This is a genomic window from Niallia taxi, assembly GCF_004005475.1.
In the GTDB taxonomy this organism is placed as follows: domain Bacteria; phylum Bacillota; class Bacilli; order Bacillales; family Cytobacillaceae; genus Niallia; species Niallia taxi.
On sequence record NZ_RZTZ01000004.1, the window covers coordinates 356921 to 377553 of the forward strand.

Here is a 20633-nt window from a genome sequence, read left to right on the forward strand (position 1 = left end):
CGATAGTTAAGTAATCCCTCAGAAAGGTATACTAATCACAGATCAAAAGCAGAAAAGGAGATCTTGTGATGTTAGAAGTGAACCAGGTTAGTAAAATTTACGAAGGTAAAATTGCTTATAAAGCATTAAATAATATTAATTTATCGGTTGAAGAGGGCGAATTTGTTGGAATTATGGGGCCTTCTGGCAGTGGAAAAACAACTCTTTTGAATATGATAGCTACAATTGATGAACCAACAACTGGCGAGATATTGATAAACGGTAAAAATCCTCACCAGCTAAAAAAAGAGGAATTGGCAAAATTCCGCAGACGTGAACTTGGCTTTGTTTTTCAGGATTTTAATTTGCTGCATACGTTAACGGTAGAAGAAAATATTGTCCTTCCGTTAACACTTGATGGAAAAAAGGTAAAAGAGATGAAACAAAAGGCACAGGAAATCGCGGGGAAATTGGGGATTACCTCCATTATGAATAAGCGCACATATGAGATTTCTGGCGGTCAGGCACAAAGGACAGCCGTGGCAAGGGCGATGATTCATGTGCCTAAGCTGCTGCTTGCTGATGAACCAACGGGAAATCTTGATTCGAAGTCTTCTAAAGATGTTATGGAAATGCTGGAAACGATAAATAAGCACGAGCGCACAACGATGCTACTAGTAACGCATGATCCGCAAGCAGCGAGTTACTGTAATCGAGTGATATTTATTCGTGACGGAAATTTTTATTCGGAAATTCATCGCGGTGATAACCGCCAAGCCTTCTTCCAAAGAATAATTGATACACTTTCTTTACTAGGAGGAGACGGCCATGACCTTTCGCAGATTCGCGTTTAATAATGTGATTCGCAATAAACGACTGTATGCTGCCTACTTCCTAAGCAGTATGTTTACAGTAATGGTGTTTTTTACATTTGCGATATTTGCCTTCCACGAGGCTATTTCGGGAAATGACATGAATTCCTCTGTCCAACAAGGGATGAATATTGCAGGAGGCATTATTTATGTTTTTTCTTTCTTTTTTATCCTATATTCTATGAGTTCCTTCTTGACGACTCGGAAGAAAGAGTTAGGGTTATTGATGATGCAAGGGATGTCTGTTAGGCAAGTTCGTCTTATGATTTTCTTGGAGAACATGGTAATCGGCTTTTTTGCAACATTAGGCGGTATCATATTGGGATTAATATTTTCCAAAGTAATTTTATTAATTGCAGAAAATGTGCTTGTTTTGGATGACTCGCTAAACTTTTATCTTCCTATCCAAGCAATTATCGTAACATTTCTTTCTTTTATCTTGTTGTTTTTTATTATTTCGTTATTTGTTTCCTATATTTTACGCAGCCGTAAGTTGATTGATTTAATCAAAGGAAATAAGAAGTCAAAAGGCGAACCGAAGGCAAATATCTTTTTAACGGTTTCTGCCGTATTACTAATTGCTGTTGGCTATGCAGCTGCATTAATTGTAGAGGGTGCGGTCGTGATTGTTGCGATGCTGCCCGTAGTGGTTGTCGTGATTATCGGCACATATCTGTTGTTTACACAGCTCAGTGTTTATATAATCCGTAAATTGAAACAGAATAACAACATTTTCTGGTGGAAAACAAATATGATTCTTTTTTCTGATTTATCCTTTCGGATGAAGGATAATGCACGCACTTTTTTTATGGTTGCGATTATATCGACAGTAGCTTTTAGTGCAATCGGTACATTGTTTGGGTTTCAAACCTTCTTGACGGAAGGGCTGAAAAATAATAATCCCTATACGTTTTCCTATATAACGGTTGATCAGGATAAAGATGATGTAGCTTTTATAAATGAAACAATTGAGCAAGAGCAGATGGAAGCGAAGCATGAGCAAACGAAGCTGGCGCATTATGAGATAGGTCAAGATAATATCGTTATAACTAGTGAAACGGATTTTAATAGATTTGCGGCTTTTTTGGGAGAGGATACAATTGATATCCAAACTGGCGAGGTTAAAGTAGTTGAATTTACCGGCAATGAATATGGGCAAACAGAAGAATTGCTTAAACAAAAGCTTAACCTGAATTCAGGAACATCCTTAATTCCAAAGGAAGTAATCTATTCAAGAGCCCTCCCTGCAACAGACTCTTATTATGTAGTTTCTGATCAGGACTTTAAAGAACTGCCAGCGCCAATAAGTGAAGAGAGCTATCATGCTTGGCAAGTAACAAAAGGTCAAGACAATATCATCGCAGCTTCCGAAAAGATAGAGAAAGTAGTACCTCCTTATGAATTTTATGCTAAGGATTATAGTATCTATCAGCTAAATAAGGCATATGGTTTAGTATTATTTGTAGGATTATTTATCGGAATCGTCTTTTTTGTTTCGGCGGGAAGCTTCCTTTATTTCCGACTGTATGCGGACTTAGAGGAAGACAAACAGAAGTTTCGGTCTATTGCTAAAATGGGCTTAACAGAGAAGGAATTAAAGAATGTCCTTACAAGACAAACAGCGATTCTATTCTTTACACCAATCCTAGTGGCGCTGATTCATGGAGCAGTTGCTTTAACAGCGTTGTCCCATTTCTTTTATTATGACTTAACAAAAATATCCCTATCAGTACTAGGTGTATTTACTTTAATCCAAATAATCTACTTTGCGATTGTCCGCTTCTTTTATACAAAGCAGGTTAAGAGTGTTCTTTGATGCAAGGAAAAGCAGCAGCCCAATACGGAGCTGCTGCTTTTGTATCATTATCTGCTTGTATAACCAGCATCTGCGTGGATAGTTGTCCCCGTTACATAAGATGATTGGTCTGAAGCTAACCACAAGCTTGCTTGGGCGATTTCAATTGGTTGGCCAAATCTGCCTAACAAGCTAAGCTGTGGAGCAAATTCTTCTTCTGTCTGTCCTGTTTCTTCTAATGAACCTCTTAGCATCGGTGTGTCAATCGCTCCAGGAGCAACTGTGTTAACACGGATATTTTGAGGACCGTTTTCTAATGCAGCAACCTTTGTCATCCCAACAACACCATGCTTTGCAGCAACGTACGCTATATTGTTCGGCTGTGGACGGAACCCACTCACAGAAGAAATGTTAATGATGCTGCCGCCTTCGCCTTGCTTAATCATTTGCTGTAATTCATATTTCATACAAAGAGCTGTTCCAGTCAAATCAACAGAAATCAATCTGTCCCAGTATGCTTCATCGAATTCTGCCGCTGGAGCATTGTCAGGTGTTAATGCTGCATTATTAACAGCAACATCAAGACGGCCGAATTTTTCGACTGTTTTTGCTACAAGGTTTTGAACTTGCTCTGATTTAGAAATATCAACCTTTACAAAGTAGGCAGTACCGCCGGCAGCTTCAATCTCTGCTACAGCTTCTTGTCCTTTTTCTTCATTAAAGTCTGCTACTACAACTTTAGCCTTTGCTTCGGCAAATAGTTTTGCCGTTGCAAGGCCCATCCCCATTGCAGCTCCTGTTACTATAGCAACTTTTCCGTCTAATACTGGAAATGTCATCTTATATCGATCCCTTCATCTTTAAAATTGTAATATTTATCTGCAATTAAAGCTTAGTTTATTTATGAAAGGGCTTCAATATGCAATAATAATGAATATGTACGAAAACATACAAATGATAATCATTTGTCTAGTAAAATTTTTAAAGGGGTCCTTTTATTGTCTACTATTTATCCAGATAAGCGGGTTAAAAGAACTGTTGAGAATTTTAAGACAGCATTGTTGGAGCTGATGAAAAAGAAGAGGTTTCAAGATATTACCATTACTGAAATTGTTCATGCTGCAGATTATAATAGAGGCACTTTTTATGCACACTATAAATGCAAGGAAGAGCTATTGGATGAGATAATAGAGGATATGTTTGAGCAGATGGAAGAAGCTTATAAAAAGCCATATGAAGATTTATCTGTCATAGATTTTCATGAGCTGTCTGCCAATGCCATCGTATTGTTTGATCATTTTCTAGAGCATAAAGAGTTCTATAAACTGATGCTGTCACCAGAAACGAATTATTCCTTTCAGGAAAAAATGATTAACAGGCTAGATAAGCTTTTTAGATCGGAATTCGAGTTTTTTACAGATGATGTTGATGCAGATATTGATATTAACCTTTTTTCCACTTATAGAATTCATGGTATTATCGGCATTCTAATGCAGTGGATTCACAGTGATTTTCGAGAAGAGCCCGATTATATGGGGAAACAGCTTATACATATATTAAGATTTTCTACCCCAAAGGTGTCCGTAAAGAAACCGGACAGTAATCATCCTTAAATAAAACTTAAATTAAATTAAGTTTTATTAACTTTATTTTATATCTAATCTATTTTAAAATAATATTGTCGAACTAAATAGTTTTATACAAAGGGATGGTATAAATCATGAAATTTAAACATATCACAGTAGCAGGCAGCGGGGTTTTAGGAAGCCAAATCGCTTTCCAATCAGCCTTCCACGGTTTCAATGTAACCGTTTATGACATTAATGATGAAGTACTGGAATCAGCTAAGGAAAAAATCAACCTATTAAAAGGGCGCTATCAAAAGGATTTAAATGCTAGTCAAGAACAGGTAGAAGCAGCATCTGACCGCATTTCGTATAACAGTGATTTAGCAAAAGCGACTGCTGATGCAGACCTGCTGATCGAAGCAATCCCAGAAATTGTGCCGATTAAAACAGAATTTTATCAAAATCTTAGCAAAGTAGCACCAGAAAAAACAGTTTTTGCCACTAACTCATCAACATTATTGCCTAGCCAGTTTGCCGAAGCAACTGGACGTCCAGAGAAATTCCTGGCACTTCACTTTGCTAATGAAATTTGGATTAACAATACAGCAGAGATTATGAAGCACCCTGGCACTGACATAAACGTGTTTGATCAAGTTGTCGAGTTTGCAAAAGCAATTGGAATGGTGGCACTTCCTCTTCATAAGGAGCAGCCCGGATATATACTGAATTCCTTGCTTGTTCCGCTTTTAGACGCAGCAGAGCTATTATTATCAAAAGAAGTTGCTGATGTTGAGACAATTGATAAAACATGGATGATTGCAACAGGTGCGCCAAAAGGTCCATTTGCGATACTTGACGTTGTCGGCATCACTACTTCCTACAATATCGTGAAGGCAAAAGCCGAAGCGACAGGAAATCCAGAGTTCAAAAAGTTGGCAGAGCTCTTGAAAACAGAGTATATTGACAAAGGAAAACTTGGGGCTGCAACAGGAGAAGGCTTCTATAAGTATCCAAACCCTCGTTTTATGGACCCTGATTTCTTGGGAAATTAATATAAGAGAAAGCCTTCCGAATTCGGAAGGCTTTCTTTCTATTTTAAATCCCGCAAAAGGTGCTCTGTAAACTGATTAATCATTTCTGGGTATTTTTCATTTTTTCGTGTTACACGCCATAAATAATTGGAAAGGGTAAGATACTCATTAATGGAAATTGTTACGACTTCATCCTTTAGATGTGTCGGCAATGCTTGAATGATATAGTCATTTGTAATCGTAATAGCATTCCTTTGCAGCACCATTTGCAAAAGGACATCTCCGTTATTTGTCGTCAAGGCAATTCTGTTCCTGAGGTTATCTGGAAACAAATCCTCAGCAATTTTCTTTAAGTAAGGGTCATTGTACAGGACAATTGATTCATTCATCTCGTTTATGATTTGGTCGAGGGAGATTTTATTGTTGAATCTTAAGACAGAGCTTTTATTAACGGCAAGCACGACCTCGACCCTTTTAATCGGTTCCCAGTCTAATGCCACATCATGATTGTTTGAACCTAGTGAAACAAAGCCCATATCAGCATGGCCGTTTTTTACTTGTTCCAGCACTGCAGCCGTATCTTCCTCCATCACCTGCACATTAATATAAGGGTAGCTTTCACGGAATTCGAGGGTATTATTAATGATTTGTGACACTAGTCCAGGAATCGTGGCAATAACAATATTTCCATACAGATTGTTTTTGGAAACAGCAATATCATATTTCAGCATGTCGATTGTTTTCAAAACGGTTACGGCATGCTGGATAACTTTTTTTCCTTCAGCTGTTGGGGTTACACCTTTGCGTGAACGAGTAAAAAGCAGTACATCTAATTCTGCCTCTAATTGCGTTATGGACAGGCTGATCGCTGGGACTGTCATTAAATTCTTTTTTGCGGCATCTGTAAAGGAGCCTAGTTCTCCGACATCAACTAAATATTGAAGCTGGGTTATATTCATGTTTGTCACCTTAAATAGTTTTTAAGAATAGTTTTTATTCCTTAAAGGTATTTTATCAAATAATTTAACAAAGAGTAGGAGGATTGCAAGGTGAATTTCTAGTTATAGATATCGCTTCTGTCAATTATCTTGGTAGTTCAATAAAGTTCTTTATCGATAAATTGCTCTCCATCATTTCCATGGCAATTAATTTAGCGACAATTGCGGCTCCTTTTTCATTAAAATGGGTATTGTCCGTAATACCGTCTGGATAGTTTTCAGATTGGCCTGGAGCTACATGTAAAAAATAATCCTTTGATTTTTCTTCACCAACTGTATTCAAAAACTCTCGAGTTATTTTATGAATATCAAGTACAGGTACATTACTATGTTTAGCAAATTCAAGCATTGCCCGTGGATAGTCTCCAACAGACTGTTCGTCAATCATAGTTCCAGTGAAATTACGGCGTGAAACAGATGTTAATAATAGGGGATAGGCATTTACACTTTGTGCAACCTGAACATATTTTAATAGGTTTTGCTGATACTCTCCATATGGCTGTGTGCCTCTTTCAGGATCTTCCAGCTTTTGATCATTATGGCCAAATTGAATAATCAGGTAATCTCCTGGTTTAATGCTCCTCTCAATTGCTTTTAAATGACCTTCTTTTATGAAGGATTTCGTGCTTTTACCATTAATTGCCCTGTTATCAAGGTTGACGGTCTCTGATAGATATGCTTGGAAAGCCTCACCCCAGCCTGTTTCTGGGCGCTTTTCAGGTATTTTAATCGCAGCTGTTGAATCTCCAGCGATAAAAATAGTTATATTTACCCTCATATAAAACAACTCCTTTAGAGTAATTATCCATTTTTTTCAATTAGGTATATGCACACGTTAACACTATTATGTATAATCATATTAGGACTATTGTTTTTACCAAATACGAATGATGTGTTAACGCTTACATATTATAATTTATAGGTTTATATGTCAATCACCGTGAAGAATTACAATTGGAATTTTAAATACTTAATTCATAAAATGCATCTAAGCATTAAGGTGTATACTGGATTCATAGTGTGCATGGAAATCCTACTTCGCAGAGAAATAAGATGCTAAAAAATGACAACGCTTACAAATAGCAAACAAAATTCAAATGAAGGAGTGATGATTTTGTTTCAAAAAACGCGCGTGTTTCACAGTCTTTTTATTCCGTTTCTCTTAGTAGGAGTCGGTCTTGTTGTAGGATTCAGTATCTTTATCTATAACTCTACCTATGAATCAGTGGAGAAAAGCTTTTTAACGGATAAGAAAAATTATACAAACCAAATCCTCCAGAACGTGGAACAGAAGGTAAGGACAATTGAATACGGATTTACGGCATACAGTTCAACTGCAAATTTTGAAAAAGTGTTTAATAATCCACTGTCTGACAAAGATTTCGCTACTTATCGCGACATAAAAAAAGAAATGAGTTACATAGAATTGATGGGGATTGAAGGCAGTCACTATAGTTTGATTAGCTTAACACAGAAATGGGGAATTATCGAAGGTTCTTTCAAAACCTTACCAATGGATGAAGTAAAAGATTATCAAAAAGAATATATATCAGATACAAGCAGAAGTCTTTTTTGGGAACCAATCAATAACGGCATCCAAATGGTTATGACACTACCTATTTACCAAAGTGAAAAGTTTGCAGTAGGAATAGCTAATATCCCTAAATTAAGCATTGATACCATTGTTGGGGAGAATAACCAGCTTGTGCAAATCTACGATCGAAAAGACAAGCTGATATATACAACTTCAGGTAATGATACAAAACTACCTGAGGAAAGCTTTCGTCCCATAAAAGCAGCTGCTATCGAAAATGGTGCAAATTCAAGTTTAGTCACTGCAAATAACGGAAAACAGTACGTTTTTACCCGCTCAGATTATAATAATTGGCTTTATTTAGTAGAGATTAATGAAGGGGAAATTGGAAGCATCATTCATAACACGAGAATCGGACTTTTTATTGCTTCTGCTATTTTAATTCTGCTTGTTGGCTTTATTTCGTATTTGTTGGCTGAAAGCTTTTCACGTCCAATAAAAAGAATCCAAGACAAGCTTGATATTCAACGGGAAAATCCAAAGCAAAACGAACTCTCTCTGTTAGCTGAATCTGTTGAAAAGATCGTTGGCCAAAAAGAGGTTTTAACAGCTAATTTAATGATGCAAAAACCACAATTAGAGACTTTATTTGTTTTGAGTTTATTTAGGAAACGCATAACTGAAAACGAAGTTATTCACCGCTTGGAACAGTTTGGTTACCAGTTAGCAGAAAATAAGGTGTTTTACACTGGGTTAATCCAAATTGATCACTTAGATGATAAGCTAATGGAAGATAGAAGTATATTTTTATTGGGCATTAATAATATTGTGGAGGAAATGATTCCTAAAAGTGAACGCTTAATTCCAATTGTGTTAAATGATGAGATGCAAGCAGTCATCTTTGTCCTTGATAAAGATGACCATGATGCAGAACGGCGCATTATGACGTATTACACAGAAATTCAAACAGCTGTGAAGAAATACTTGAATATAGTGATTAGTGCTGGAATCAGCCCTGTTTATGATACCTTAATAGAAAGTAAACAGGCAGTGGATTTAGCCAAAGAATCGCTTCATTATCGGGTGAATGTTGGCTCCGAATCCATTATTTTCTATAATGATATCGCCTCCATGCTAAATGATGCGTCGATTTCAAAATTTCCTGTCGAGCTGCAGAATGAATTAATGAATGCAATTCGGTCAGGAGAGGAAGAGGTCGTCATGAGCATGGTTGGGGTTTTAGTGGACGAAATTTTTCGCTTAAATAAAAACCCGATAAGCTTAGGAGTTACTCTAATAAGAGTCATTAATGAGCTTGTACAGCTAGGCCAGCTATTAGGTGCAGAGTCAAAAATCTTTGAAAATATTAAGAAAATGTACCAAGCAGCGATAACTGCTTATCATCCGGAAAAAATTAAACAAATGCTTATCAATGACTTAATCAAACCAGTGATAATCAGTACGCAGGATAAGACGGAGCGCGGGTTTAAATCACTGTCAGAAAAAATGGTTTATATTATCCAAACCGAATTTGATGAAGAAATTTCACTGGACTTGATTGCGGACAGATTGCATTATAATCCAAACTATTTAAGCAATGTATTCAAAAAAGAATATGGCCAAACCTTCGTAGATTTTTTAATGAATTATCGTTTACAGATGGCACAAACCTGGCTTAAAGACACTGATTTGGCGATAAAGGATATCGCTGAGCGTTTGAAATATCGAAACCCTCAAAATTTTATCCGCTTTTTTAAAAAGAAGCTGGGCATCACGCCAGGAGACTACCGAAAAGAATATCGGCACTCCTAAATGGCAAAAAGACCATAAAAAAAGCTTCTGCACTCCAGAAGCTTTTTCTTGTTTGTGATTATCCTTTGACAGATCCAACCAAAGCCCCTTTTACTAAGTATTTTTGGACAAATGGATAAGCAATAAGCATTGGAACTGTCGCAATTACAATAACAGCCATTTTTATTGTTTGTGCAGGAGGAACTACATCTACAGAGGATCCTTCAGCCTGCATTCCGCTCGATACTATGACAATCTGGCGTAATAATACTTGAATCGGCCATTTAGCGGAATCGTTGATGTATAAAATAGCTGTCATATACGTATTCCAGTAGGTCACCGCATAAAACAAGGAAATAGTTGCAATAGACGGTAATGCAAGGGGAAGCATGATTTTCAAAAACACACCAAAATCGGTGCAGCCATCCATTTTTGCTGACTCTTCCAAACTATCAGGCAGAGCCTGAAAAAAGTTTCTCATAATAATCAGGTTAAAAGCATTAATTGCAACTGGTAGGATTAAGGACCAATAGGAGTCAATCAATCCGACCGCTTTAACGACCAGGAAGGTTGGAATCATGCCGCCGCTGAACAGCATGGAAAAAACAACAATAAAATTCACGAAATTTCTTCCAAATAAATATTTACGTGATAAACCATATGCCATTAAAGCAGTGAGAACCATACTTACCAGTGTGCCTATACCAGTAACCCCTATGGAAACAGCTAAGGACTTAAATAATGTTGGGGTCGATAGGATATACCGGTATGCGTCGAGAGAAAAGGTTTGTGGAAATAGGATAAACTTTTTCGCCACCACTTCCTGAGTGGATGCAAAGGAACTGGCGATTACATTCACAAAAGGAAGGAAACAAATGAGTGCAATAATAATTAATATTGTTCCATTAATTATTGAAAAAGCACGACCTCCTTTAGTCATTTTACTCTTATTCGTCTTCAACATATAAAGCCTCCTTCAATTACAGTATTAAAGATACACTTACCTTATCATCCAAGAGTTTATTCCGTATATAATCACTATCCTACATAGGAAAAGATCGTAATAGAAACCGCTTTCTTGAAAGGCTATAGATGATAAAACATGATAATCATTCAGGGAATGACCGGTAATCAATACGTAGTATTTTCGTTTCAAACCTTGTTTTAACAGGGTTTGTAAGCGTAATCACAAAATGATTATGTACGTAATTATTTAGACTTAGTATGCTTAATCCAGAAAGTTAATTCACTATTAAAGGAGGAGTAAAATGGGAGGTGCTGTGAAGCCAAATCATACTTTGCTAACCTTGTCTGTTAAGCAAGAAAAAGGAATTCGGAGACAAAAGATCCTGGCAGGAATAAAAACGAATAAGCTTCTATACTTAATGATATTCCCAGGAGTGCTGTATTTTCTAATCTTTAAATACTTACCGATGGCGGGACTTATCATTGCGTTTCAGGACTATCAACCATATTTAGGTATTCTTGACAGTCCATGGGTAGGTCTTAAACATTTCATTCGTCTATTTACTGAACCGACATTCTTCATGTTATTGAATAACACGTTAATATTGTTTGCCTTAAATATTATTATCTTTTTTCCATTACCGATTATCCTGTCACTCATGCTAAATGAAGTAAAAAACAAATACTTTAAATCGGGAATTCAAACCTTGATTTATATCCCGCACTTTATGTCATGGGTAATTATTGTTTCCATCACTTATGTTTTCTTAAATGTAGACGGCGGGGTTATAAATGAGTTATTAGCGACAATGGGTTTGGATAAGATTAGCTTTTTAACTTCACCTGATTGGACACGAACGGTATACATCAGTCAAATAATATGGAAGGAATTAGGATGGTCAACGATTATCTACCTTGCTGCTATTACTGCTGTTGATACACAATTATATGAAGCGGCGGAAATGGATGGCGCGGGCATTCTAAGAAAAACCTGGCATGTTACTTTACCAGCCATTCGTCCAGTTATTATTACGCTACTAATCTTAAAAATCGGAAGCACCTTGGATCTAGGCTTTGAGCATATGTATCTTCTGCTTAATTCATTAAACAGAAGTGTTGCTGAAATTTTCGACACCTATATTTACACAGCTGGGTTGAAGAATGGTCAGTTAAGCTTTAGTACAGCAGTGGGATTATTTAAAGGGATTGTTGGGTTGATATTAGTTATTTTAGCTAATAAACTCGCTAAAAAATTTGGAGAAGATGGCGTGTACTAATTATTCAGAGGGAGGGTATTACGATGCTCAAATCGGTAGAAAAGTTAAATTCCATTTTTACCAGTATTCTAAACTTAGTATATGTAAATGTATTGTGGGTTTTGTTTACTTTATTAGGATTAGGTGTGTTTGGTATCGGCCCTTCTACTTATGCCTTAGTCAGTATTTGCCGACAATGGATTCGCGGAAACAGAATACCTGTTTTTGAAACCTATTGGAAATATTACAAGGAAAACTTTAAGGAATCTGTCTTAATTAGTTGGATTTATCTTTTTGTTGGCTTTGTTATAGCTGTCGACTTATTAACCGTCACAAATTGGTATTTAAGAGCGGCTCTGTTAATAGTAGGATTTATTTATTTGTTATCGCTCGTATATATCTTTCCAATCACGGCCCATTACAATTGGAATGGTATTTTGCTGAAAATGAAGATGTCCTTGCTATTTGGAATAGCCTGCCTGCAATATTCACTCCTATTTTTCCTTGTGGCAGGTGTACTTTATTGGGCAGCTATAACTTTTTTTCCAGGAGTTTTAACCTTCTTTGGAGTTAGTTTCCTATTCTTCTTAATCACTTGGACAGCGAATCAAGTATTTACGAGAATGGAAATGGAGGATTCTAAAGAAATAAATATAAATGAACATGTAAAGGAGAATTGTAATGAAAAAACCAACGGTATCAAAGTTAGCTAGCGTAGGTCTTGCAAGTATGCTATTGCTTGCAGGATGCAGTGATTCATCAAAAACTAGCAATAATTCGGGAGATGGTGAAAAGGATAATGGCAAAACAGAAATATCCTGGCTCAATATTCTCCATACCGCTTCTCCACCGACAGATACTATCATAAATGAACTTGAAAAGAAAACAAATACGGAAATTAAATTCTCGTGGATTCCTGATGCTTCAAAAGAGGAACGTATTAATACAGCGTTAGCTTCAGACTCCTTGGCAGATATTGTTACTTTAACGATATTAGAAAATTCCTCGGTCAGAAACTCGTTGAAGTCTGGTATGTTTTGGAATATTGAAGATTATTTAGATGAATTTCCCAACTTAAAAGCAATTCCTGAAGAAATGCTGAAATCAGCTTCGACTGAAGGAAAGCTCTATGGCGTACCATTCCAAAAGGATTTGGCAAGAAATGGTGTTGTTCTTCGTAAAGATTGGTTAGATAAGCTTGGACTGGAGGTTCCTAAAACAACAGAAGAATTAATGGAGGTAGCAAAAGCATTTACAGAAAACGACCCAGATGGCAACGGTAAAAATGATACAACTGGTTTCATGGATCGCAGTGATTTAATCTATGGAGTATTCAAAACGGTAAGTTCTTATTATGGAACACCAAATACTTGGGAGGTAGATTCTAAGGGAGAATTTGTACCGGAATTTGAAACAGATGGATATATCAAAACAATGGATTATATGAAAAAATTATATGACAATGGCTGGATAAATAAAGATTTTGCTGTAACTGCTAAGATAGATCAGCAGCAAAACTTTGCTCAAGGAAAAGGTGGTATTTATGTTGGTGCCTTGTTTGACGCGAAAAATTTAGAAACAATGGCAGCAGGTATTCAGGATAATATGGAGCTTGCCCTTGTTAATGATATGACGTCAGAGTCTAATTCTGAAAGAGCGATTTGGTCTGGAGGTAATGGAATTGGTGGACTATTAGCATTTCCACGTTCAGAAGTAAAAGATGAACAGGAATTGAAAAAGTTATTAAAATTCGTTAATGACTTAATCGATACAGAGAACTATACATTAATGACTTACGGAATTGAAGGTACCCATTATAAGCTCAATGACGAAGGTGCCTATGAAATTATCAATCAAGATTTATGGCAGCAGGAAGTTCAGCCATTTGCCTCTTCGCGTCCTAATGAAACCGGATACAATTTAAAGGATCCAAATCCAATTAAGGCAGAAGCTGATGAAAAAATAGCAGAAAATGCAGAATATGCTGTTATGAATCCTGCCGTTCCATTAGAATCTCCAACCTTTACAACACAAGGGTCTGAATTACAAAAGATTATCACAGACGCCACTTATCAATATATTTTAGGTGATATCTCCTTAGCTGACTTTAAGAAAGCAGTTAAGAATTGGAATGACCAAGGTGGTAAAACAATAAAAGAAGAATATGAGGAAGCCTATAAAGCTACGAATTAATGGTTTTTTTCTTGGATGTTTGTTTAATAAGCTAACTTCTGAAAGAAAAGGAGTAGAAGATGAAAGAATTGAAATGGGCTGTGAAAACAGCAAACTCGATTATGGAGAGACTGCCCCGTTTACATGAAGACAGAGGATACAATGGAAAATGGTCCTATGATTATGGAGTCATATTAAAAGGTTTTGAAAAAGTGTGGAGACAAACGGGAAGCCAGAAATATTTCAATTATATAAAGGAAAATATGGATTATTTTATTCAAGAAGATGGTTCCATTAGAGGGTATCACTTAGAGGAATATAATATTGATCATATTAACAACGGCAAGCTTTTGTTTGTCCTTTACAAGGAAACCGGGGAAGAAAAGTATAAAAAGGCTTGTGACTTATTACGGAAACAGTTCGAAACACATCCGAGAACATCTGAAGGTGCATTTTGGCATAAACAAATTTATCCATACCAAATCTGGCTGGACGGACTGTATATGGGAACCCCTTTTTATGCGGAATATCAAACAATCTTTGCTAATGGCAAAGGCTTAGAGGATATCATTCTTCAGTTTAAGCTAAGCTACAAACATTTATTAGATCAGGAAACAGGGCTGTTGTATCATGCTTGGGATGAGAAAAAGCACCAGCCATGGGCTGATAAAGAAACAGGATTGTCCCCGAATTTCTGGGGACGTTCTATTGGCTGGTATTTGCTAGCAGTTGTCGACACGTTAGAAATTTTACCAGAAGAAACTTCTGGTCGTGAATTTCTAATCCAAATTTTAGAGCAAACATTGCAAGCACTAAAGTCTTACCAAGATGAAAAGAACGGTGTTTGGTATCAAGTAACAGATAAAGGCCATGAAAAGGGAAATTACTTAGAGGCTTCATGCAGCAGCATGTATGTGTGTGCGATAGCAAAAGGGATTCGTTTGGGTGTTTTGGATCGAAAAGCATGGGAAGCACAGTTAACGAAATCACATCAAGGCTTACTGGATGAATTTGTTTTATTAACGAACGAAGGCTTTGTCAATTTAAATAAAACTTGTCAGGTTGCTGGACTGGGCGGTGCTGATAATAGGGATGGCTCCTATACTTACTATATAAGCGAACCAATTATTTGTAATGACCAAAAGGGATTGGGAGCATTCTTGCAGGCTTTAGCAGAATCTGAAGAAGTAATGAAAGAGGTGTAGAAATGACAGCCTATTTAATTCGAGATTTAGAAGCTCTTAATGAAGGTGAATTATGTACGGAATCTATCCAAAAGGCGATTGATGAAGCATATGAAAATGGCGGTGGCACGATCATTATTCCAACAGGTAAATTCTTAACTGGAGCGTTATTTTTAAAGGATAATATTGAATTGAATTTGTCTAGAGGAGCTGTATTAAAATTTTCCAATTCTCAGCATGATTACCCTGTGGTTACATCTCGGTGGGAAGGTGTGAAAAGAGAGGTTTATGCCTCTTGCTTGTATGCGGAAAATGCAAAAAATATTTCTTTAACTGGATTTGGCACGATTGATGGAAATGGAAAGCAATGGTGGGATATATTTCGAAACCACCAGGAGAAGCTCGCTTACCCGCGTCCAAAGCTAATCAGTTTTGATAGTTGTGAAAATATCACTATTAAAGATGTGACACTAATTAACTCGCCAAGCTGGACCGTTAATCCCATTTGTTGCAATAATGTGACCATTGACAATGTGTCGATTTTTAATCCGGCTGACTCACCAAATACAGACGGCATTGATCCGGAATCCTGTTCAAATGTACGAATCAGCAATTGCCATATTGACGTAGGCGATGACTGTATCGCCATTAAATCCGGAACAGAAGATACAGCAGAACGAGTTGCTTGTGAAAATATCACGATTTCAAATTGTACCATGATTCATGGGCATGGAGCTGTTGTATTTGGCAGTGAAATGAGTGGCGATATTCGAAATGTGACTATAAGTAACTGTGTTTTCCAAGACACAGATAGAGGAATTCGCCTCAAATCAAGGCGAGGACGTGGCGGAGTAGTAGAGGATATTCGCGTTGATAATATTGTGATGGAACGAGTCATATGTCCATTTATCTTAAATCTATATTATTTCTGTGGACCTCGCGGCAAGGATAAATATGTGTGGGATAAAAACCCTTACCCAATAACAGAGGAGACACCGATGTTCAGACGCATCCACTTCTCTCATATTACTGCCCGCAATGTACATGCCGCAGCAGGCTTTATTTATGGCTTAGCTGAACAGTATGTGTCGGAAATTAGCTTTAATCACATTGATATCTCAATGGCTGAAAATGCTATTCCTGGGAAGCCAGCAATGATGGCCGGAATTGAGGATATGAATAATCGTGGCTTTTATGTTGGCTTTGCCAAAGACGTCCTGTTTAATCGTGTAACAGTTGAAAACCATGAAGGACCAGCCTTTCATATAGAATATTCAGAGGACATCGAGGTAACTCACTGCAAGTCCAAGAATACAAAGGCCTCAGAAGAGCTACTGAAAGAAGTAGAGGTGAAATGAAAGACAAACGACTACGGCAATTATTTGCCCTCCTAGGAGATCGTTCCAAACCAAAAGCCTTATCTGCACAGGTAATTAATAGAGAAGAACAAAATGGTTATTTACTAGAAAGTTTATTATTGGATTTAAATGGTCTCGAAAAGGTGCCAGCTTATTTCGCTAAACCGCTAGATGCAGATGGCGTACTGCCAACAGTAATCTTTAATCATTCCCATGGGGGCAATTTTGAGCAAGGAAAGGAAGAACTCCTTCGTAGTAGTTCTTATTTACAAAATCCCTCATTTGTAGCAGAGCTTACAGGGCTTGGCTATGCTGTTTGCTCTATAGATATGTGGGGTTTTAATGAACGTAAAGGAAAACAGGAAAGTGAACTTGTTAAAGAAATGCTTTTAAATGGGCAGACGCTTTGGGGAATGCGCTTATTCGATAGCTTGTCGCTGTTGGATTATCTAGAAACACGCCCTGATGTAGATTCTACCAGACTAGCAACAATCGGTATGTCAATGGGCGGATTGATGAGCTGGTGGTTAGCGGCACTAGATGAGCGGATTAAAGTGTCTGTTGATATAGCTGGTCAGGTTCATATTGAGTCATTGATAAAAAAACGTGGCTTGGACCATCACGGTTTCTACTATTATGTACCAGGATTTTTAAAACACTTCTCTACTTTAGCGGTTCAGGAACTGATAGCGCCAAAGCCGCGCCTAAGCTTGGCGGGTAAGGATGACAGGATGTGTCCGATTGAAGGGGTGCAATACTTGAACACGCAATTGCAAAAAACATACACGAACCAACATGCTCCTCAAAACTTTGAAGGCTTTGTGCTTACAGGAGGGCATCAAGAAACAAGGGAGATGCGGGCGTTATGGAAAAAGTTCTTAGTAAAACATCTTTAAAGAGTTTAGTTGTTGGTAGAGACGAAATATGTGATTTTTCAAGTATCCAAGCTGCATTAGACTATTGGCAGAATGAAAGAGGACCCTTAAAGCTAACAATTTTGAGTGGGGAATATCATGAAAACATACTTTTGTATCAATCGGACATTTCCATAATTGGCGTTGGAACAGTACAGATAATAGGCAATCGGTATGCTCTTCAGAAAAATGAGCAGCAGCAAGAAATCGGGACATTTCAAACAGCTACCTTTTTTATCAATGGAGCAAATATAGCAATTGAAAATATAGAGATTATTAATAATGCTGGAGCAGGAGAGAATGTAGGTCAGGCGGTAGCTCTTTATAATGAAGGAACTAATATTACGTTCAAGAACTGTTCCTTTAAAGGTTATCAGGACACAATTTGTCTTGGACCATTACCAGAATTGCAAAGGAACGGTCAGTTATTTTCTACTCCTGAGCTAAAAACCTCTTTTAAAGAGCACAGCTGTCATTTCAGTTATTGCTACATTGAGGGCACGGTCGATTTTATCTTCGGAGGTGGAGAAGCAGTCTTTCAAGGCTGTGAAATCAAATCATTAAAAAGGCCAAATAATGACGAAGGATATATAACGGCAGCCTCCACTCCTGAAGGCAAAAATGGCTTGTACTTTGTACATTGTTATTTAACAGCAGAAAAAGACGTTACGAATGTTTATTTAGGAAGACCGTGGCGTTCGTTTGCAAAAACGACCTTTGCCAATTGTCGAATTGGCAAGCATATTCATCCTGCAAGATGGGATGATTGGGATAATCAGCACAATAGAAAAACAGCCACGTATAAGGAATATAAAAATATCTATCACGCTAAAAATGAGCTGGTTATGTTGGATTGGATCACTTTCATTGAATAGAAAGGAATTACGAGAATGAAGCGAAAAAGGGAAGTAATCATTGGCCTTGCAGGTGTCATCCTCTGTGTCGTTCTATTGGGAGGATTTTCGTTAACCATCACCACAATGGAGGAAAGAACTTTTGCAGAAACTGTTTTTCCGATTCTGCAGGAGGATGTTTCGAAAGACTATGTTTCTGAAAGTTTCGTAGCAGTGAAAGCACTGGCTGTATGGTTCGGTGTTACCTTGCTGATTGTGCTTAGCCTCACTTTACCAGCGACAGTATGCATCTGGAGAAACAGATATCCTAAATGGGCGGCTTTTCTTTATTTAGCTGCAGGTCTGACTACTTTAATTGGCACCCAAATGCTTGCTTTCCCATTAGCTTTTTTCTTCTTTATTGCTGGAAGCTTATGCTTATTTAGAAAAATAACGAGTAGGGAAGGAGCAAATTATGTATCGAACAAAAGTCAAAAATCCAATATTGACCGGATTTAATCCAGACCCTAATGTCCTGAAGGTAGAGGAGACTTATTATATTGCTGTTTCTTCCTTTGAATGGCTGCCAGGAGTACGAATCTATCAATCAAACGATTTAGTCAATTGGGAGCATGAAACAGATATCTTAACAGATCAAGTAGATTTACGGGGAAATCCACAGAATGGCAGTATTTGGGCTCCGCAAATTAGTTATTCTAATGGGCTGTTTTATCTAATCTACACAGATGTAAAAAGTACGAAACGACCGTTTAAGGATTCACACAATTATTTAATTACCGCACCAAGTATCAATGGTCCTTGGTCAAAACCGGTCTATTTAAATAGCAGTGGCTTTGATCCATCTTTATACCATGATACGGACGGACGCAAGTGGTTGTTAAATGAAATTTGGGATTATCGGCTGACAACCGGTAATAAATCAGCAGGAATTGTTATGCAAGAATATGACGGAGAGAACGAAGCTTTAATCGGGCCTGTCTACAAGATTTTCGATGGCACAAAATTAGCCAAAACAGAAGCACCTCATCTATACCGCCACGGTGATTATTACTATTTAATTACGGCAGAAGGTGGTACTGGGTCTGGTCATGCTGTGACAGTATGCAGGTCAAGAGAGATAACAGGTCCATATGAGCTGGACCCCCATTATCCGATGCTGACTGCAAAGGATAAACCGGCTTCTCCCTTACAATGCTCTGGTCACGGCAGCATTGTACAAACATCAACAGGACATTGGTATATGGTGTATTTATGTACACGGCCATTGCAAGGAAATGCCGCTATTCTAGGACGAGAAACCGCCATTCAGGAGATATATTGGACAGAAGACGGCTGGCTGCGATTAGTAATGGGCGGCAATGGTCCATTGTTAGAAACAGACATTATCACTACCAACAAGACAGAACAAAGAAAACATACCGATTTTAAAGATGATTTTAACGATACTCTTGAAAAAGAGTGGAATACATTACGGATTCTAGCAGATGAGGCATGGTGCGATTTAAAGAGTCGTAACAGCTATTTACGCATGCACTCAGGTGAATCCATCCAATCTTTATTTGAGCACCATCTTCTTGCAGTCCGCCAAAAGGATTTCCATTTCATTGCTGAAACAAAGCTAGATTACACACCAAAAACATTCAACCAGATGGCTGGCTTACTACTATATCTTAACGATAATAACTATCTTTATGCCTACTTAACCTATGATGAAGAAGCTGGACGCGTCATACGCCTGATGAAATGCGCAGAAGGGAAATTTACATTAACTCCAGTGTGTATAAAGATGGGAGATGGAGAGGTAAAGTTTAAGGTAGAAGTCAATGGCCCTGTTGCGAATTTTTATTATCAAACGGTAGATAGCACTGCTTGGCAGCAAATTGGGAATGCTCAGGATGTAATGTTCCTATCTGGAGGATTTACAGGTAACTTTGTTGGAATTGCTGTCCATGATTTGGACAGAAAAGCAAATTCGTATGCAGATTTTGATTACTTTGAGTATTATGGGTTTGATAATAGATAATAGAAAAAGGTTAGGACAATAGTATTTAAGTCTAGGTCGAAACTGAACTATTTTATCGATTACCGATTAATAGTTCGGTTTTTTTCATTTGGTGTTTCTGTTTAAAACAAGAATAGGGCACTCGCAACAGAGGAAAGGATGAGACCCCTCAAGGCGAAGACGAGTAGGCGATAAGGGAGTGACCGCAGTGCAATGGAACGTAACAGTCCTTTTCTATTGATAATCTGAAGCTTCAATGTTTCCATATTAGATGAAATTACTTATGTTCATGTTTAGATAGATTATATTTTGACCTGTTTCAGCCTCTTTTTGAATTTACTAGGTTTAATATTCTGCCT

18 protein-coding genes are annotated in these 20633 nt (G+C 37.5%); 14 read left to right on the forward strand and 4 right to left on the reverse strand.

Annotated features, from left to right (window positions below; all coding sequences use genetic code 11):
* Positions 1 to 68: 68 nt before the first annotated feature.
* Both EM808_RS13270 and EM808_RS13275 read left to right on the forward strand, forming a co-directional pair.
* The gene (locus EM808_RS13270) at positions 69 to 833 is read left to right on the forward strand and encodes an ABC transporter ATP-binding protein (RefSeq protein WP_127738676.1); all 765 of its coding nucleotides are present in this window, start codon (positions 69 to 71) and stop codon (positions 831 to 833) included.
* On the forward strand, positions 808 to 2667 hold the full coding sequence (locus EM808_RS13275) for an ABC transporter permease (RefSeq protein ID WP_127738677.1): 1860 nt from the start codon (positions 808 to 810) through the stop codon (positions 2665 to 2667). Before EM808_RS13270 ends, EM808_RS13275 begins: the two co-directional genes overlap by 26 nt.
* A 47-nt stretch (positions 2668 to 2714) precedes the next feature.
* On the opposite strand, the gene EM808_RS13280 is transcribed toward EM808_RS13275, so the two are convergent.
* Entirely contained in the window at positions 2715 to 3485 is a 771-nt protein-coding gene (locus tag EM808_RS13280) for an SDR family NAD(P)-dependent oxidoreductase (RefSeq protein WP_127738678.1), read from the reverse strand.
* Between the two features lie 159 nt (positions 3486 to 3644).
* Between EM808_RS13280 and EM808_RS13285 the strand changes: the two genes are divergently transcribed.
* Positions 3645 to 4259, forward strand: a complete 615-nt coding sequence (locus tag EM808_RS13285; RefSeq protein ID WP_127738679.1) for a TetR/AcrR family transcriptional regulator — start codon at positions 3645 to 3647, stop codon at positions 4257 to 4259.
* A gap of 107 nt (positions 4260 to 4366) precedes the next feature.
* Entirely contained in the window at positions 4367 to 5266 is a 900-nt protein-coding gene (locus EM808_RS13290) for a 3-hydroxyacyl-CoA dehydrogenase (protein WP_127738680.1), read from the forward strand.
* A 38-nt stretch (positions 5267 to 5304) separates the two neighbouring features.
* Here the strand turns inward: EM808_RS13290 and EM808_RS13295 are convergent, their stop codons facing one another.
* Together EM808_RS13295 and EM808_RS13300 are read right to left on the reverse strand one after the other, a co-directional pair.
* Complete coding sequence (locus EM808_RS13295) at positions 5305 to 6204, reverse strand: LysR family transcriptional regulator (RefSeq protein ID WP_127738681.1); 900 nt, start codon at positions 6202 to 6204, stop codon at positions 5305 to 5307.
* A 124-nt stretch (positions 6205 to 6328) separates the two neighbouring features.
* Positions 6329 to 7021, reverse strand: a complete 693-nt coding sequence (locus EM808_RS13300; RefSeq protein ID WP_127738682.1) for a rhamnogalacturonan acetylesterase — start codon at positions 7019 to 7021, stop codon at positions 6329 to 6331.
* 336 nt (positions 7022 to 7357) lie between these two features.
* Here EM808_RS13300 and EM808_RS13305 point away from each other — a divergent pair, with 336 nt between their 5' ends.
* Positions 7358 to 9589, forward strand: a complete 2232-nt coding sequence (locus tag EM808_RS13305) for a helix-turn-helix transcriptional regulator (RefSeq protein ID WP_412973746.1) — start codon at positions 7358 to 7360, stop codon at positions 9587 to 9589.
* Between the two features lie 58 nt (positions 9590 to 9647).
* Here the strand turns inward: EM808_RS13305 and EM808_RS13310 are convergent, their stop codons facing one another.
* Positions 9648 to 10532, reverse strand: coding sequence for a carbohydrate ABC transporter permease (locus EM808_RS13310; protein WP_127738684.1), 885 nt, complete (start codon positions 10530 to 10532; stop codon positions 9648 to 9650).
* 421 nt (positions 10533 to 10953) lie between these two features.
* On the opposite strand from EM808_RS13310, the gene EM808_RS13315 reads away from it, so the two are divergent.
* The 9 genes from EM808_RS13315 to EM808_RS13355 are packed head-to-tail and all read left to right on the forward strand — an operon-like array spanning position 10954 to position 20295.
* Positions 10954 to 11811, forward strand: coding sequence for an ABC transporter permease (locus EM808_RS13315; protein ID WP_285095235.1), 858 nt, complete (start codon positions 10954 to 10956; stop codon positions 11809 to 11811).
* A 23-nt stretch (positions 11812 to 11834) separates the two neighbouring features.
* Complete coding sequence (locus EM808_RS13320) at positions 11835 to 12503, forward strand: YesL family protein (protein ID WP_127738686.1); 669 nt, start codon at positions 11835 to 11837, stop codon at positions 12501 to 12503.
* The gene (locus EM808_RS13325; protein ID WP_127738687.1) at positions 12472 to 13983 is read left to right on the forward strand and encodes an extracellular solute-binding protein; all 1512 of its coding nucleotides are present in this window, start codon (positions 12472 to 12474) and stop codon (positions 13981 to 13983) included. Before EM808_RS13320 ends, EM808_RS13325 begins: the two co-directional genes overlap by 32 nt.
* 59 nt (positions 13984 to 14042) lie before the next feature.
* Positions 14043 to 15167: a glycoside hydrolase family 88/105 protein gene (locus EM808_RS13330; protein WP_127738688.1), complete on the forward strand. Its 1125-nt coding sequence runs from the start codon at positions 14043 to 14045 to the stop codon at positions 15165 to 15167.
* 2 nt (positions 15168 to 15169) lie between these two features.
* Complete coding sequence (locus tag EM808_RS13335) at positions 15170 to 16504, forward strand: glycoside hydrolase family 28 protein (RefSeq protein WP_127738689.1); 1335 nt, start codon at positions 15170 to 15172, stop codon at positions 16502 to 16504.
* The gene (locus EM808_RS13340; RefSeq protein WP_127738690.1) at positions 16501 to 17400 is read left to right on the forward strand and encodes a dienelactone hydrolase family protein; all 900 of its coding nucleotides are present in this window, start codon (positions 16501 to 16503) and stop codon (positions 17398 to 17400) included. The genes EM808_RS13335 and EM808_RS13340 overlap by 4 nt, the downstream gene beginning before the upstream one ends.
* Positions 17370 to 18293: a pectinesterase family protein gene (locus tag EM808_RS13345; protein WP_127738691.1), complete on the forward strand. Its 924-nt coding sequence runs from the start codon at positions 17370 to 17372 to the stop codon at positions 18291 to 18293. The genes EM808_RS13340 and EM808_RS13345 overlap by 31 nt, the downstream gene beginning before the upstream one ends.
* A 15-nt stretch (positions 18294 to 18308) precedes the next feature.
* Positions 18309 to 18770, forward strand: coding sequence for a hypothetical protein (locus EM808_RS13350; RefSeq protein WP_127738692.1), 462 nt, complete (start codon positions 18309 to 18311; stop codon positions 18768 to 18770).
* On the forward strand, positions 18727 to 20295 hold the full coding sequence (locus EM808_RS13355) for a glycoside hydrolase family 43 protein (protein WP_127738693.1): 1569 nt from the start codon (positions 18727 to 18729) through the stop codon (positions 20293 to 20295). The genes EM808_RS13350 and EM808_RS13355 overlap by 44 nt, the downstream gene beginning before the upstream one ends.
* Positions 20296 to 20633: the final 338 nt, after the last annotated feature.

What these genes read in the sequence shown, in the direction of transcription:
- EM808_RS13270 (WP_127738676.1), top strand. Translation starts at nt 69, where the DNA reads ATGTTAGAAGTGAACCAGGTTAGTAAAATTTACGAAGGTAAAATTGCT.
- EM808_RS13275 (WP_127738677.1), top strand. Translation starts at nt 808, where the DNA reads ATGACCTTTCGCAGATTCGCGTTTAATAATGTGATTCGCAATAAACGA.
- EM808_RS13280 (WP_127738678.1), bottom strand. Translation starts at nt 3,485, where the DNA reads ATGACATTTCCAGTATTAGACGGAAAAGTTGCTATAGTAACAGGAGCT.
- EM808_RS13290 (WP_127738680.1), top strand. Translation starts at nt 4,367, where the DNA reads ATGAAATTTAAACATATCACAGTAGCAGGCAGCGGGGTTTTAGGAAGC.
- EM808_RS13295 (WP_127738681.1), bottom strand. Translation starts at nt 6,204, where the DNA reads ATGAATATAACCCAGCTTCAATATTTAGTTGATGTCGGAGAACTAGGC.
- EM808_RS13300 (WP_127738682.1), bottom strand. Translation starts at nt 7,021, where the DNA reads ATGAGGGTAAATATAACTATTTTTATCGCTGGAGATTCAACAGCTGCG.
- EM808_RS13310 (WP_127738684.1), bottom strand. Translation starts at nt 10,532, where the DNA reads ATGTTGAAGACGAATAAGAGTAAAATGACTAAAGGAGGTCGTGCTTTT.
- EM808_RS13315 (WP_285095235.1), top strand. Translation starts at nt 10,954, where the DNA reads ATGATATTCCCAGGAGTGCTGTATTTTCTAATCTTTAAATACTTACCG.
- EM808_RS13320 (WP_127738686.1), top strand. Translation starts at nt 11,835, where the DNA reads ATGCTCAAATCGGTAGAAAAGTTAAATTCCATTTTTACCAGTATTCTA.
- EM808_RS13325 (WP_127738687.1), top strand. Translation starts at nt 12,472, where the DNA reads ATGAAAAAACCAACGGTATCAAAGTTAGCTAGCGTAGGTCTTGCAAGT.
- EM808_RS13330 (WP_127738688.1), top strand. Translation starts at nt 14,043, where the DNA reads ATGAAAGAATTGAAATGGGCTGTGAAAACAGCAAACTCGATTATGGAG.
- EM808_RS13335 (WP_127738689.1), top strand. Translation starts at nt 15,170, where the DNA reads ATGACAGCCTATTTAATTCGAGATTTAGAAGCTCTTAATGAAGGTGAA.
- EM808_RS13340 (WP_127738690.1), top strand. Translation starts at nt 16,501, where the DNA reads ATGAAAGACAAACGACTACGGCAATTATTTGCCCTCCTAGGAGATCGT.
- EM808_RS13345 (WP_127738691.1), top strand. Translation starts at nt 17,370, where the DNA reads ATGGAAAAAGTTCTTAGTAAAACATCTTTAAAGAGTTTAGTTGTTGGT.
- EM808_RS13350 (WP_127738692.1), top strand. Translation starts at nt 18,309, where the DNA reads ATGAAGCGAAAAAGGGAAGTAATCATTGGCCTTGCAGGTGTCATCCTC.
- EM808_RS13355 (WP_127738693.1), top strand. Translation starts at nt 18,727, where the DNA reads ATGTATCGAACAAAAGTCAAAAATCCAATATTGACCGGATTTAATCCA.